The organism is Amycolatopsis sp., assembly GCF_035546795.1.
Classification (GTDB): Bacteria; Actinomycetota; Actinomycetes; order Mycobacteriales; family Pseudonocardiaceae; genus Amycolatopsis_E.
In genome coordinates, this window is sequence record NZ_DASZWC010000021.1 from 89,289 (window position 1) to 101,649 (window position 12,361).

General features: G+C 70.0%; 12 protein-coding genes. 8 read left to right on the forward strand and 4 right to left on the reverse strand.

The annotated features are described in order from the left end of the window. Window positions 1-70 precede the first annotated feature (70 nt). From VHD82_RS14770 to VHD82_RS14795, 6 genes are read left to right on the forward strand one after another with little or no spacing between them, the layout of a single operon-like run. Window positions 71-544: a helix-turn-helix domain-containing protein gene (locus tag VHD82_RS14770; protein WP_325702860.1), complete on the forward strand. Its 474-nt coding sequence runs from the start codon at window positions 71-73 to the stop codon at window positions 542-544. 10 nt (window positions 545-554) lie between these two features. Then, on the forward strand, window positions 555-1,853 hold the full coding sequence (locus tag VHD82_RS14775; protein ID WP_325702863.1) for an acyl-CoA dehydrogenase family protein: 1,299 nt from the start codon (window positions 555-557) through the stop codon (window positions 1,851-1,853). Further along, the gene (locus VHD82_RS14780; RefSeq protein ID WP_325702866.1) at window positions 1,850-2,596 is read left to right on the forward strand and encodes an SDR family oxidoreductase; all 747 of its coding nucleotides are present in this window, start codon (window positions 1,850-1,852) and stop codon (window positions 2,594-2,596) included. Before VHD82_RS14775 ends, VHD82_RS14780 begins: the two co-directional genes overlap by 4 nt. Further along, a complete protein-coding gene (locus tag VHD82_RS14785) occupies window positions 2,596-3,588 on the forward strand; it encodes a phosphotransferase family protein (RefSeq protein WP_325702869.1) in 993 nt (330 codons plus the stop codon). Before VHD82_RS14780 ends, VHD82_RS14785 begins: the two co-directional genes overlap by 1 nt. A 58-nt stretch (window positions 3,589-3,646) precedes the next feature. Continuing rightward, entirely contained in the window at window positions 3,647-4,321 is a 675-nt protein-coding gene (locus VHD82_RS14790; RefSeq protein ID WP_325702872.1) for a nitroreductase family protein, read from the forward strand. A 39-nt stretch (window positions 4,322-4,360) separates the two neighbouring features. Beyond that, the gene (locus VHD82_RS14795) at window positions 4,361-5,395 is read left to right on the forward strand and encodes an aldo/keto reductase (RefSeq protein ID WP_325702875.1); all 1,035 of its coding nucleotides are present in this window, start codon (window positions 4,361-4,363) and stop codon (window positions 5,393-5,395) included. Here the strand turns inward: VHD82_RS14795 and VHD82_RS14800 are convergent. The 4 genes from VHD82_RS14800 to VHD82_RS14815 all read right to left on the reverse strand — a co-directional run bounded on the left by VHD82_RS14800 (window position 5,382) and on the right by VHD82_RS14815 (window position 10,359). Continuing rightward, the gene (locus VHD82_RS14800) at window positions 5,382-6,371 is read right to left on the reverse strand and encodes an alpha/beta hydrolase (RefSeq protein WP_325702878.1); all 990 of its coding nucleotides are present in this window, start codon (window positions 6,369-6,371) and stop codon (window positions 5,382-5,384) included. The genes VHD82_RS14795 and VHD82_RS14800 overlap by 14 nt on opposite strands. 86 nt (window positions 6,372-6,457) lie before the next feature. After that, window positions 6,458-6,664 carry a hypothetical protein gene (locus VHD82_RS14805; protein ID WP_325702881.1) on the reverse strand — a complete coding sequence of 69 codons (207 nt, stop codon included), beginning with the start codon at window positions 6,662-6,664 and terminating at the stop codon, window positions 6,458-6,460. A gap of 15 nt (window positions 6,665-6,679) precedes the next feature. Next, complete coding sequence (locus VHD82_RS14810) at window positions 6,680-7,804, reverse strand: amidohydrolase family protein (protein ID WP_325702884.1); 1,125 nt, start codon at window positions 7,802-7,804, stop codon at window positions 6,680-6,682. Window positions 7,805-7,917: 113 nt separating this feature from the next. After that, window positions 7,918-10,359, reverse strand: a complete 2,442-nt coding sequence (locus tag VHD82_RS14815) for a CaiB/BaiF CoA transferase family protein (RefSeq protein ID WP_325702887.1) — start codon at window positions 10,357-10,359, stop codon at window positions 7,918-7,920. Between the two features lie 194 nt (window positions 10,360-10,553). Between VHD82_RS14815 and VHD82_RS14820 the strand changes: the two genes are divergently transcribed. After that, window positions 10,554-11,702: an acyl-CoA dehydrogenase family protein gene (locus VHD82_RS14820; protein ID WP_325702890.1), complete on the forward strand. Its 1,149-nt coding sequence runs from the start codon at window positions 10,554-10,556 to the stop codon at window positions 11,700-11,702. After that, a partial coding sequence (locus VHD82_RS14825) for an SDR family oxidoreductase (RefSeq protein WP_325702893.1) occupies window positions 11,699-12,361 on the forward strand: 663 nt, incomplete at its 3' end. The genes VHD82_RS14820 and VHD82_RS14825, both read left to right, overlap by 4 nt.

A 12,361-nucleotide genomic window follows, 5' to 3' on the forward strand; every position in this document is an offset into this window, starting at 1 on the left:
TATAGATTTATTGGATCTAATGCCGGAATTTCTGATTGACAACAAGCTGTCATAGGGACAACCTGTTGTCATGACCGGTGACGGTGAACATGCGCTGGCGTATCTCGTCGACGAGGTGCTTCGCACGCACGGGCGGCTGCTCGCGGCGAATGGCGATCTCGCCGCCGACGAGGGCCTGACCGGCGCCCAGGTGCTGGTGCTGACAGCTGTCGTCCGTGCGGAGCGGCCGCCCACGGTCCCGCAGATCGGGCGCAGCCTCGGCCACACCCGCCAGTCCGTCCAGCGCTTGGTCGACGCGCTCGTCGCGCGCGGTTTCGTCGAACTCGCCGGCAATCCCGATCACAAGCGGGCGCCCCTGCTGCTGGCCACCGCCGACGGGCGCGCGGCGCAACGCCGGGTCGATCGCAAGAGCCAGTCGTGGATGGCGCGGGTCAGCGAGGGCATCGCGCCCGGCGACGTCGGCACCGCGACAAAAGTTCTGCACACCCTGCGTGCGCGGCTGGAAGCCGATGCGGCGCGCACGTCTTCCCGCCATCGGGCCTGAGGAGGCAGCCATGTGGGAGTTCAGCACCGAGCCGGAGTTCCAGGCGAAACTGGACTGGATGGAGAAGTTCGTCCGCGAGGAGGTCGAGCCGCTGGATCTGCTCTTCCCGGCCGGCGGCGATCCCTACGACACCCGGAACGCGGCGGCGCGGGCGATCCTGAAACCGTTGCAGGAACAGGTGAAGACGCAGGGACTGTGGGCCTGTCATCTGGGCCCCGAACTCGGCGGCCCGGGTTACGGGCAGCTCAAACTGGCGCTGATGAACGAGATCCTCGGGCGCTCGTACTGGGCACCGACCGTGTTCGGCACGGCGGCCCCGGACACCGGTAACGCGGAGATCCTCGCGATGTTCGGCACCGAAGAGCAGAAGGCGCGCTACCTCAAGCCGTTGCTGGACGGCGAGATCGTCTCGGCCTTCTCGATGACCGAGCCGCAGGCCGGTGCCGATCCGAAGGAGTTCGTCTGCCGCGCGTGGCGCGACGGCGACCAGTGGGTGATCGACGGCGAGAAATGGTTCACCTCCAACGCCCGCTACGCCGAGTTCCTCATCGTCATGGCCGTCACCGACCCCGATGCCGCGCCGCACCAGCGGATGTCGATGTTCGTCGTGCCTGCCGGCACCCCGGGCATCGAGATCCAGCGGAACGTCGCCACGATGGCCGAACGGGACGAGCTCGACGAGGGCATCCACGGCTACATCCGCTACCGCGAGGTGCGGGTGCCCGCCGACGCGATCCTCGGCGGGCCCGGTCAGGGTTTCGCCGTGGCGCAGGCCCGGCTCGGCGGCGGCCGGGTGCACCACGCGATGCGGACGGTCGGCAAATGCCGCCGCGCGTTCGACATGATGTGCGAGCGGGCGTTGTCCCGGCGGACCCAGCGGGAACGGCTGGCCGACAAGCAGGCGGTGCAGGCGTTCATCGCCGACTCGTGGATCGAGCTGCAGCAGTACCGGCTGATGGTGCTGCACACGGCCTGGGTGATCGACACCCAGCCGCACGGCGCGGCCCGCACGCAGATCGCCATGTGCAAGGTCGCGATGGCCAAGGTCTACCACGACATCGTGCAGCGCGCGTTGCACCTGCACGGTTCGCTGGGTACCACGCACGAGACGCCGCTGGCCGAGATGTGGATGAGCGTGCCCTCGCTCGCGCTGGCGGACGGGCCGACCGAGGTGCACCGCACGACGATCGCCAAGCAGCTGCTCAAGCAGTACCAGCCCGCGGAGGGGTTGTTCCCGAGCGAGCACGTCCCGCCGAAACTGGCCGCGGCGAAGGAACGCTACGCCGCCATCCTGAAGGAATTCGCGTGACCGCCCCGCTGTTCGACCTGTCCGGGAAGGTCGCGCTCGTCACCGGCGGGAGCCGGGGGCTCGGCCGGGAGATGGTGCTGGCCTTCGCCCGCGCCGGAGCCGACGTGGTGATCACCAGCCGCAAACTCGACGGCTGCCGGGCAGTGGCCGACGAGGTCGGGGCGCTGGGCCGGAAAGCGCTTCCCGTGGCCTGTCACGTCGGCCACTGGGACGAGATCGACGCGCTCGCCGATGCCGCGTACGGCGCGTTCGGCAAGGTGGACATCCTGGTCAACAACGCCGGGATGTCGCCGCTGGCACCGTCCTCGGTGGACACTTCGGAAGAGCTGTTCGACAAGGTCGTCGGGGTCAACTTCAAAGGGCCGTTCCGGCTCGGGGCGCTCGTCGGCGCGCGGATGGCGGCCGGTGACGGCGGGTCGATCATCAACGTGTCCTCGACGGGCGCGCTGATGCCGCAACCCCGGTTCGGGCCGTACGCCGGGGCGAAGGCCGCGCTCAACGCGCTCACCCAGGTACTCGCGCTGGAGTACGGGCCCAAGGTGCGGGTCAACACGCTGTCGGCCGGTCCGTTCCTGACCGACATTTCCCAGTCGTGGCCGGAAGAAGCCCGCCGGAGGACGCGCAGTGCCCTGGGGCGGCCCGGAGATCCCGAAGAGGTGGTGACGAGCGCGCTGTACCTGGCGAGCCCGGCGTCGAGCTTCACCACCGGGGCGCTGTTGCGTGTGGACGGAGGGTTGTTCTGATGGCGGACCTGACCGGATCGTTGCGGGAACGGGCCACGGCGGCCGCCCAGAAGTGGGCGCCGGGCTCGAAAGTGACGGCCGTGTCGCCGCTGACCGGAGGGGCGTCGAGCCTGACGTTCGTCGCCGACCTCGCCGGTGCGCCGGAGGAACGGGCGGTGCTCAAGGTCGCCCCGCCCGGACTGGCGCCGGTGCGCAACCGGGATGTGCTGCGGCAAGGGCGGTTGATGGCCGCGCTGCACGGCAGGCCGGGCGTCCGGGTGCCGCCGGTGTTGTTCTCCGACCCGGGGGAACCACCGGCGGACTCGCCGTTCGTGGCGATGGGACTGGTGCCGGGGGAGTGCCGGGAACCGGTGCTCACCGAGGACCGTGCCCCGGAGCGGTTTCCGGAAGTCCGTGCGGCCGCGCTCGACGCCGCCGAGGTGCTCGCCGCGATCCACGCGCTCGACCCGGCCGCGGTCGGGCTCGGGGACGAGCCGGTCGTGACACTGGGTGCCGAGATCGACCGGTGGACCCGGGCGTTCGGCACCGTGCCCGCGGACCTGCAGCACGGTTACCAGCGCTACGCGGAGATCCTGCACGACACGATGCCGGAAGCACTGCCGCCGGTGGTCAACCACGGCGACTACCGGCTGGGCAACACGCTGTGCCGGCACGGGCGGGTGGAGGCGGTGATCGACTGGGAGATCTGGTCGGTCGGCGATCCGCGGATCGACCTGGCGTGGTTCACGTTCTTCACCGACGAGGCAAGGCATCCCGCGGCCCCCCTGGCGAGCGAGACCGGTATGCCGACGGCGGCCGAACTGCTCGCCGCCTATGGCGCGGACCTGCCGGATCTGCGCTGGTTCGAGGCGCTCACCCGCTACAAGGAGGCCGGCGCCACGGCACTGCTGATCAAGCGCGGCCGCAAGAACGGCACCTTGCCCGACGGTGTCGCGCGCATGGTGCCGGCCCTGCCCGGTCTCCTCGCCGAAACCGAAGCCCTGCTGTCCTGACGGGCGGCTCCGGCCAGGGAAGAATCTAGATTCGATAACATTGCTATACTCATCGCCCATGGACATCCGCGAGGCAGTGGAAAGCCGGCGCTCGGTTCGGGGGTTCCTCGATCGCGCGGTGGATCTCCAGGTGCTGCGCGAAGTCCTGCGCATCGCGGCCCGGGCTCCTTCCGGCGGTAATCTCCAGCCGTGGCGGGTCTACCTGCTGGCGGGGGAACCGTTGGCGCGGTTGAAGAAGCAGGCTGCCGAGCTGGCCAGGACAGGCGCGCCGGTGGAGGATCCGGAGTACGCGATCTACCCGCCGGACCTGACGTCGCCCTATCGCGAGCGGCGGTCGGAAACAGGCAGGCGGCTCTACGGCGCGCTCGGTATCTCGCGCCACGACAGGGCGGCGCGCAAGCGGTGGTTCACCCGGAACTACGAGCTCTTCGGTGCCCCGGCCGGGCTTTTCTGTTACGTGGACCGGCAGATGGGCGCGGCACAGTGGGCCGACCTCGGGATGTTCCTGCAGACCGTGATGTTGCTGCTGCGCCGCGAAGGACTCGCCAGCTGCCCGCAGGAGGCGTGGTCGGTCTACCATCGCACGGTCGCCGAGGTCATCGGGCCGCCGCCGGAGCTGATGTTGTTCTGCGGCATGGCGATCGGCTACGAAGATCCGGCGGAACCGGCCAATGCCGCGCGGACCGGCCGCGCGCCGGTCGAGGAGTTCGCCACGTTCATCGGCTGGGAATAGCCACACGGACCGGAAAAACGACAAGGGCGGTGGGCGTCGATGGAGATGCGGGTGCTGGGCCGCACGGGCGTACGGGTTTCGGCCCTGTGCCTCGGGGCGATGTCGTTCGGCCGGATGGGCGACACCGATCAGGACGCCGGCGTGCGCATCGTCGACCGCGCCCTGGAAGCGGGCATCAATTTCATCGACACCGCCGACGTCTACTCCCGCGGCGAGTCCGAGGAAATCGTCGGCAGGGCCGTCAAGGGGCGCCGTGACGAGGTGGTGCTGGCGACGAAGTTCTTCAACCCCATGAGTTCTTCGCCGAACGATCGCGGCGGCTCGCGTCGCTGGATCATGCGCGCCTGCGAGGACAGCCTGCGCCGCTTGGGCACCGACTACATCGACCTCTACCAGATGCACCGGCCGGATCCGGACACCGATCTCGACGAGACGCTGGGCGCGTTGTCCGACCTGGTCCGCCAGGGCAAGGTCCGCCTGACCGGCACGTCGACGTTCCCGGCCGAGGAACTGGTCGAAGCGCAGTGGGCGGCGGAGCGCCGCGGGCACGTGCCGTTCCGTTGCGAGCAGCCGCCGTACTCGCTGTTCGTGCGCGGCCCCGAGCGGGACGTCTTCCCGGTTTGCCGGCGCTACGGGATGGGCGCGATCGTGTGGAGCCCGCTCAACGGCGGCTGGCTCACCGGGAAGTACCGGGCGGGACAACAGGCGCCGGACGGCTCGCGGTTCGACCGGCTGGCCCGTGGCTCCTGGCGGGTCGACGCGTCCTCGGCGCGGCGAAAGTCCGAGCTCCTGGCCGAAATCGAGCGGATCGCGGCGGACGCCGGACTGGATTCGATCACCCTGTCCGTCGCCTTCACCCTGGCGCATCCGGCGGTCACGTCGACCATCGTCGGGCCGCGCACCCTCGAACAGCTGGAATCGCAACTGCCCGCGGGCGAGGTGCGGCTCAGTGACGAGGTGCTCGACCAGCTCGACGCGGTGGTCGCGCCAGGGGAGACCGTGGATCGCGCGGACCTCGCGTACGAGCCCCGCGCGATCCGGCACGCCCGGCTGCGCCGCGTCAGCGGGCAGTGACGCCGGCCGTCGCCTTCACGCTGCTCACCAGCGCGCCCGGGACCCACGCGGCGATGCGGTCCCAGAGGACGGCCCGGTTGCCCGCGAAGTTGTGGCAGTGCGCCGAACCCTCGACCAGGTGGAGGGTGACGTCGCGGGAGGCGCGGTAGTTGGCGGGTTCGCCGTGCGGGTCGGGGGAGACGTCGAGCGCCGCACCCAGCCCCAGGAACACCGGGACGTCGATCGACGTCGCGAACTCCGCCACGAAACCGGGCGTGGTCACCTCGGACGCGGCGCGGACCGGGACACGGGATTCGGCGGCGTCGTCGGCCGCGATCACCTCGCCGGGCACGTCAGGTGCGTGGAAGAGCTGCCGCAGGAGACCGCGTGGTACGACACACGAGGTGGCCTCGGGGCCGATCCCGTTGGTCTCGCGGAAGATCCGCTCGCTTTCGGCGATGCGGGTTTCCAGCGCCTCGGCGCTGTTGTCCTCTTCGTACACATTGGAGATCTGCACGCCGTAGCCGAGCAGTACGACCGCTTCGTAGGGCCGGGCCGTCGACTGCACCATCGTCGTCAGGCACGAGCCCATCGAATGGCCGACACCGACGAGCGGCAGGTCCGCCGGCGCCAGTCCGGCGGCCAGCGTGCCGGCCCGCAGCCGCTCGGCGATCTGGTGCGCGACGGCGGCATCGCCGCGGGCGAGCAGCTCGAGTCCGTTCGCGCCCGCGGGATCGCTGCTGCCGCCCACCCCGAGATGATCGACGGCGACCACGACGTAGCCGCGCGCCGCGAGATGCTCGGCGAAGCTGTATCCGGAACGGCCCGGCACTTCCGGATGCCAGTACCGCTTGTCGTAAGTGCCGCCCGCGAGGCACACCAGCACGGCCGGCGCGCCGGCCGGCCGCGGTGGCAGGAACAGCCAGGCGGTCTGGGTCAGCGACTCGCCGGTGGCGGCCGCGTCGGTGACATCGAAGGTGAGTGCCCGGGGGGCCATGGTCTCTCCTTTGAAACCGGTCCGGCGGAGTCCACCTGGGAAAAGCCCCGCGGCGACTGGGCCGGGGGCTTGTCCCGGGGAACCGTTCAGGCGATGGATCCCGTGTGGCGGCGGGCCAGGTTCAGGCCCTCCTCACGGGTGGGCGCCGTGGTCTCCCATTTCTCGCAACAGCAGGCGACCGTGTAGCTGCCTTCCTCGTTGGGGATCACGGACTGGGCCACACACTCGCCGTTGGCGCTCGCCACGTCGTGGAGGAACTCCGTCGGCGAGTCGTACATGACGTTGTCACTCATGGTCTTTTCCTGACCTCAGGCGGTGGGCAGTGCGGGCACGTGCGGGAACAGCTCCCGGTAGGCGCCGACCGTGATGCGGTGCTTCACCTTCGGGTCCACGTCGTCGAACAGTTCGTGCAGCGTTTTCTGGGTGTGCCCGTAGGTGCCTTCCATGTGCGGGTAGTCGCTGCCCCACATCACGTTGTTGTAGCCCATGTACGTCGCCGCGGCGACCGCCGACTTGTCGTGCTGGAAGGAGGCGTACACCTGCGAGTAGATGATCTCGCGCGGCGAGCGCTTGAGCTTGGGCCGCACCGCCATGTGGTGCTGCCGGTAGCCTTCCTCGATCCGGTCGGCGATGAACGGGACCCAGGTGGCGCCGCCTTCGGAGACCAGCACCTTCAGGTCCGGGTGCCGGTCCAGCGCGCCGGAGGCGACCATCTTCGTCACGGCGCGCTGCCCGCCGAAGGTGGTCTCGGTGTAGTTCAGCACCGCGCCACCGGGGCCACGGAAGACGACACCGGCGGACGCGCCGGCGGACAGGTCGATCGGGTCGGTGCCGATGTGGAAGGCCAGCACGATGCCCGCCTGCTCGGCGACCGTCCAGAACGGCTCCCATTCCTTGCGGTTGTAGTCGACCTGCAGCGGGTGCGGGCTGACCGGCAGGAACACCGCCTTGAAGCCCATCTCGGCCACCCGCTCCAGCTCGTGCACCGCGTCATCGATGTCCAATGTGGACACCTGCGCGGTGGAGATCAGCCGGGGCTGGGCCTTGTCGATGGTCTCGTACGCCCAGTCGTTGCTGACCCGCAGTGCCTCGCGGAGCACCTCGGGCGTGCGGAACGACGAGCTCCACATGCCCAGCGACGGGAACACCAGCTCCGACCAGATGCCCTCCTGGTCCAGGTCCTTCATCCGCAGATCGACGTTGCCGGCGCCGGGCGCCCGGTTGGACGCGTCCACGAACTCCTGCTGTGCCGAGGTGGGCAGCTTGCGGCGGAAGGACATTCCGTCGATGTGCACGGTCTCCCACTCGCCGTCGGGGTCCTTCTCGGCCCGCGGCACCAGCTCGGCCAGGCGCGGCGGCAGGCTGTCCCGCCACAGGGTGTCCGGCTCCAGGAAATGCGAGTCGCCCGAGTTCGCCCAGATCTTCTCCACCATCGGTCTGTCTCCTTCGCTGTTCTTCACCCGCCGGGTCTTCCTTGGCACGACGGTGAAAACGTCATTTTCACATGGTCGTACGAATGCCGCGGTCTGTCAAACCGCGGGCATCCTCAGCCGATCACACGGCGCTCACGCAAGTCCTCGATCGCCTCCTTCGGGTAGCCGAGTTCACTCAACAGCGCGTCGGTGTGGTCCCCGGCGAGACAGCCACCCATCGCCCGGGTGCGCGACCGGGAGAACCGGACCGCGGGGGCAAGACGGTGATGCTCCTCGAAGATCGGGCTCTTCGCCGCCACGGTGTACTCCGCGACGAGCCGTTCGTCGGTCTGCAGCAGGACTTCGGACGGCTGTTCGCCCACGGCCACACAGCCGACCCCGGCCGCGGTGAGCCGCTCTTCCCAGTCCGTCGCGGGAAGTTTGGTGAACACGTCGCCGAGCACCTGCGCCAGCGCTCCGTCGTCGGCCGCCCTGGCCCCGGCCGTGGCGAACCGGGGATCACCGTCGAGGGAAATCTCGTCCGACAGAGCCGCGACCAGCTCGGGCCACTCCTTCTCCGCGGGAGCCGCCAGGAACACCCAGCCTTCCGCGGCTTCGTACAGCCGGTACAGCGCGTGGTAACCGTGGCCGCCGTCGTCGACGGTCGGCGCGGCGGGCTTGCCGGGGTAGTCGATGGTGCGGTCGATGAGCGCGTGCGTCGCGCTGGCCAGCATCGTCGTGGTGAGCGTGCCCAGCGCGCGGCCGCGTGCCCTGGCGAGCAGGCCCAGCAGCATCGCCGACGCCACTGCGAGCGCGGCGACGCCGTCGGCCTGCAGCGAGGGCACGGCCGAAGCCTGGAACAGCCGGATGGCCGCGGGTTTGATCTCCGCCAGCGAGGTCGTCGCCCCGGCGGCGTCGGGCGCGTCGGTGAGGGCGAGGCCCGACGCGGCACCGATGGACGGCGCGTAGGCCGGCCGCGCGCCGAACGGGCCGCCGGTGCCGTAGCCGGGGGCGTTGAGGTAGATCAGCCGCGGGTTGAGCGCCTTGAGGGTTTCCGGGTCGATTCCGGCGCGCTTCGCGGCGCCCGCACGGAACGCGCAGAGCACGATGTCAGCCCGCTTGGCGAGCTCGTGCACGATCGCCTTGCCCTCGTCGGTGGTCAGGTCGAGCTGGATGCTTTCCTTGCCCTGCATAACCTTCGCGCCGCCGGCTTCGGGGAACGGGAACGCGCGGCGGATCGTGTCGCCGTCCAGGCTCTCCACCTTGATGACGCGGGCGCCGAGATCCGCGAGCATCGTGGCCCCGAACGGGCCGGCGAACATGACCCCGATGTCGAGGATCGTCACGCCGTCCAGTGGCAGGGCCGGTGCCGGCGACGTCACGGCCGCCGGTGCCGGGGTGGCCTCGGGCACCCCGTCGTACTCGTCCAGCGCGGGTGCCGGGCGGGCGGGTGTGAGCGGTTGTTCGTCCGTGTGGACCAGTGTGGAGGGCTGGCGGACGGTGCCGAGGGCCGGGTCTTCGGCGACGGTCACCCGGCCGTCGTGGTCGAGCTGCGGGTGGCCGAGCACTTCGGGGCCGTCACGGAAGATCTCCGCGTTGATGTGCGGGTTGGTCTCGAAGACCTGCTGCCACTGCGCGAGCGTCCGTTCGCCGACCTTGCCGATCATGATCTCCCAGAGCTCCGTGCGCAGCTCCTGGGTCTCCAGCATCGGCAGGCCCTTCCACTTCGGGTCCGCGAGCAGGGGAGTCAGCCCGAGGTCCTCGAGCATCGCCGCGAACAACCGCGGTTCGGTCTGGGCGAACTGCAGCCACACGCCGTCCTTGGTCGGCGCGGTCAGCAGCGGGTAGACCAGGTGCGCCTGCGGCTCGCCGTCCTCGGTGAACCCGTCGACGGTCTGGTAGGCGTCCGGCCACCGCAGGCCGACCATTTCGGTGAACCACGTCCACGTGTCGAGCATCGCGATACCGCGGACGAGATCGGCCTCGACGTGCTGACCGAGGCCCGTGAACTCGCGGTCGAGCAGGGCCGAGAGGATGCCCTGCAACGCGGTGTGCGCCGCGCCCCAGCTGGCGTACGGCACGGACACGAACGCCGGGCCCGGTCGCCGGTTGATCCGTTTCTTCGCATGGAAGATGCCCAGCTTGGCCATGACCATGCCCTCGTAGCCCTTGAGGTGTGCCAAGGGCCCGCTGCCGCCCCAGCCGGTGATGGCCGCGCTGACCAGCCGGGGGTTGATCTCGGCGAGCGCGTCCGCGGTCAGCCCGAGTCGCGCGCTCGTCTCCGGGCGGAACGTCGTGACCAGCACATCGGCGGTCTTGAGTAGTTCGTTCAGGCGCTGGCGGCCGGTGCCGGCGTGCAGGTCGAGCACCAGGCTGCGGGTCCCGCGCGCCAGCGCCGGCCAGCCGGGCGTGCGGCGCAAGGGGCTGCCACCTGGCGGCTCGACATGGATCACCTCCGCGCCGCCGTCGGCCAGGAACTGGGTCGCCAGCGCGCCCGCGGCGGTAGCCGAAAGGTCGATCACGCGCAGGCCGCCGAGCGGCGCCTCCGGTGCCTGATCGAAGGCCGCAGTGCCCACAATCCACCCCCACACGATACCTGAGAATGAGGTTTTCAAGGTTGGAATGAGAGTCTGGTACACCTTCCACCCGGGGTCAAGGGTATAGATAAACTATCGTTTTAAGATCAAACCGGCCGGGTGCCCCGCGTTGCGCCTGCGGGGGCGAAGAGTTTAGATTTACTAGAGAAAGTCGCCAAGGGCTGGAGTAAGCGATGACCGCTGCCCCCGAGGGCTGGCGTGCTCGGCTGGAGACGTTCCTCGCCGCGCACGCCGAGCGCCCCCACCTGTCCGGGCCCGCCAAGCTGGCCTGGACGAAGTCCTGGCACGCCGCGCTGGCCGACGCGGGGCTCGCCGCTCCGAACTGGCCGCGCGAGGCCGGCGGGCTCGAGCTCGGCGTGGCCGACCAGGTCACCTACCACCGGATGATGACCGAGGCCGGCGCGCCATCACATCCGACTCCGATCAGTTTCATCGTGGCTCCCACGCTCATCGTGCACGGCACGCCCGCGCAGCGCGAACGTTACCTGCGACCGCTGTTACGGGCGGACGAGCTGTGGTGCCAGGGCTTCTCGGAGCCGGGCGCGGGCAGCGACCTGACCTCACTGACGACGCGCGCGGACCGCGAAGGCGACAACTATCGGATCAACGGGCAGAAGGTGTGGACGACCGGCGCCGATCGTGCCGACTGGATGTTCGCCCTGGTCCGCACCGGCCCGCCGGGCCCGGGCGGCGCGGGCATCACCTACCTGCTGATCCCGATGTCCGCGCCGGGCATCACGGTGCGCCCGCTGCGGGACCTGACCGGCGGGACGCATTTCGCCGAGGTGTTCTTCGACGACGTCGTCGTGCCCGCCGCCAACCGCGTCGGCCAGGAGGGCGAGGGCTGGAAGATCGCCAGGACCAGCCTCGGGCACGAACGGACCACCGCGTTCCTCTCGACCGAGTACGCGCTCCGGCGCCAGCTTCGCAAGGTCACGGCGCTCGCCGTGGAGACCGGTGCGATCGAAGATGCCCTGGTGCGCCAGGACCTCGCGAAGGCGGAGGCGTCCCTGCGGGTGCTCGCCGCCAATGCGTCGAGGGCGCTGACCGAGCTGCTCGGCGGCGGTGACCCCGGCCCGCTCTCCAGTATGAACCGGCTGGTGCGGGCCGAGTTCGAACAACAGCTCTACCGGCTCGCGACCCGCGTCGAGGGGCCGGACGCGGCGCTGCTCGGCGGGCGCTGGGTGCACGGGTACCTGATGACCCGCGCGTCCACGATCGGTGCCGGCACCGCCGAGATCCAGCGGAATACCATCGGGGAAAAGGTCCTCGGCCTGCCCCGGGAACCCGAAGCACAGCTGAGCACTCAGGAGTATGCATGACCGACCTTGCCGGAAAGACCCTGATCATGTCCGGCGGCAGCCGCGGGATCGGGGAGGCGATCGCGTTGCGGGCCGCCCGCGACGGGGCCAACGTCGCGCTGATCGCGAAGACCACCGAACCGCATCCGAAGCTGCCCGGCACGATCTACACGGCGGCGAAGGCGATCGAGGAGGCCGGCGGCCAGGCGCTGCCGATCGTCGGAGACATCCGGGACGACGAAGCCGTCGCGGCGGCGGTCGCGAAAACGGCGGAAACCTTCGGCGGCATCGACATCGTGGTGAACAACGCCAGCGCCATCGACCTGTCCCCGACCGAAGCGGTCAGCATGAAGCGCTACGACCTCATGCAGGACATCAACGCGCGCGGCTCGTTCCTGCTCTCGAAGCTGGCGATCCCGCACCTGCGCAAGGCAGCCAACGCGCACATCCTCACCCTGTCGCCGCCGATCAGCCTCGAGGAGAAGTGGTTCACCTCGGGCGCGCTCGCCTACAGCATCGCCAAGTACTCGATGAGCCTCGTGACCGTCGGGCTGTCCGCGGAACTGCGGGCGCACGGCATCGCGGCGAACTCGCTGTGGCCGCGCACCACCATCGACACCGCGGCCGTGCGGAACGTGATCGGGGCCGAGGTGGCCCAGCGCAGCCGGAAGCCGGAGATC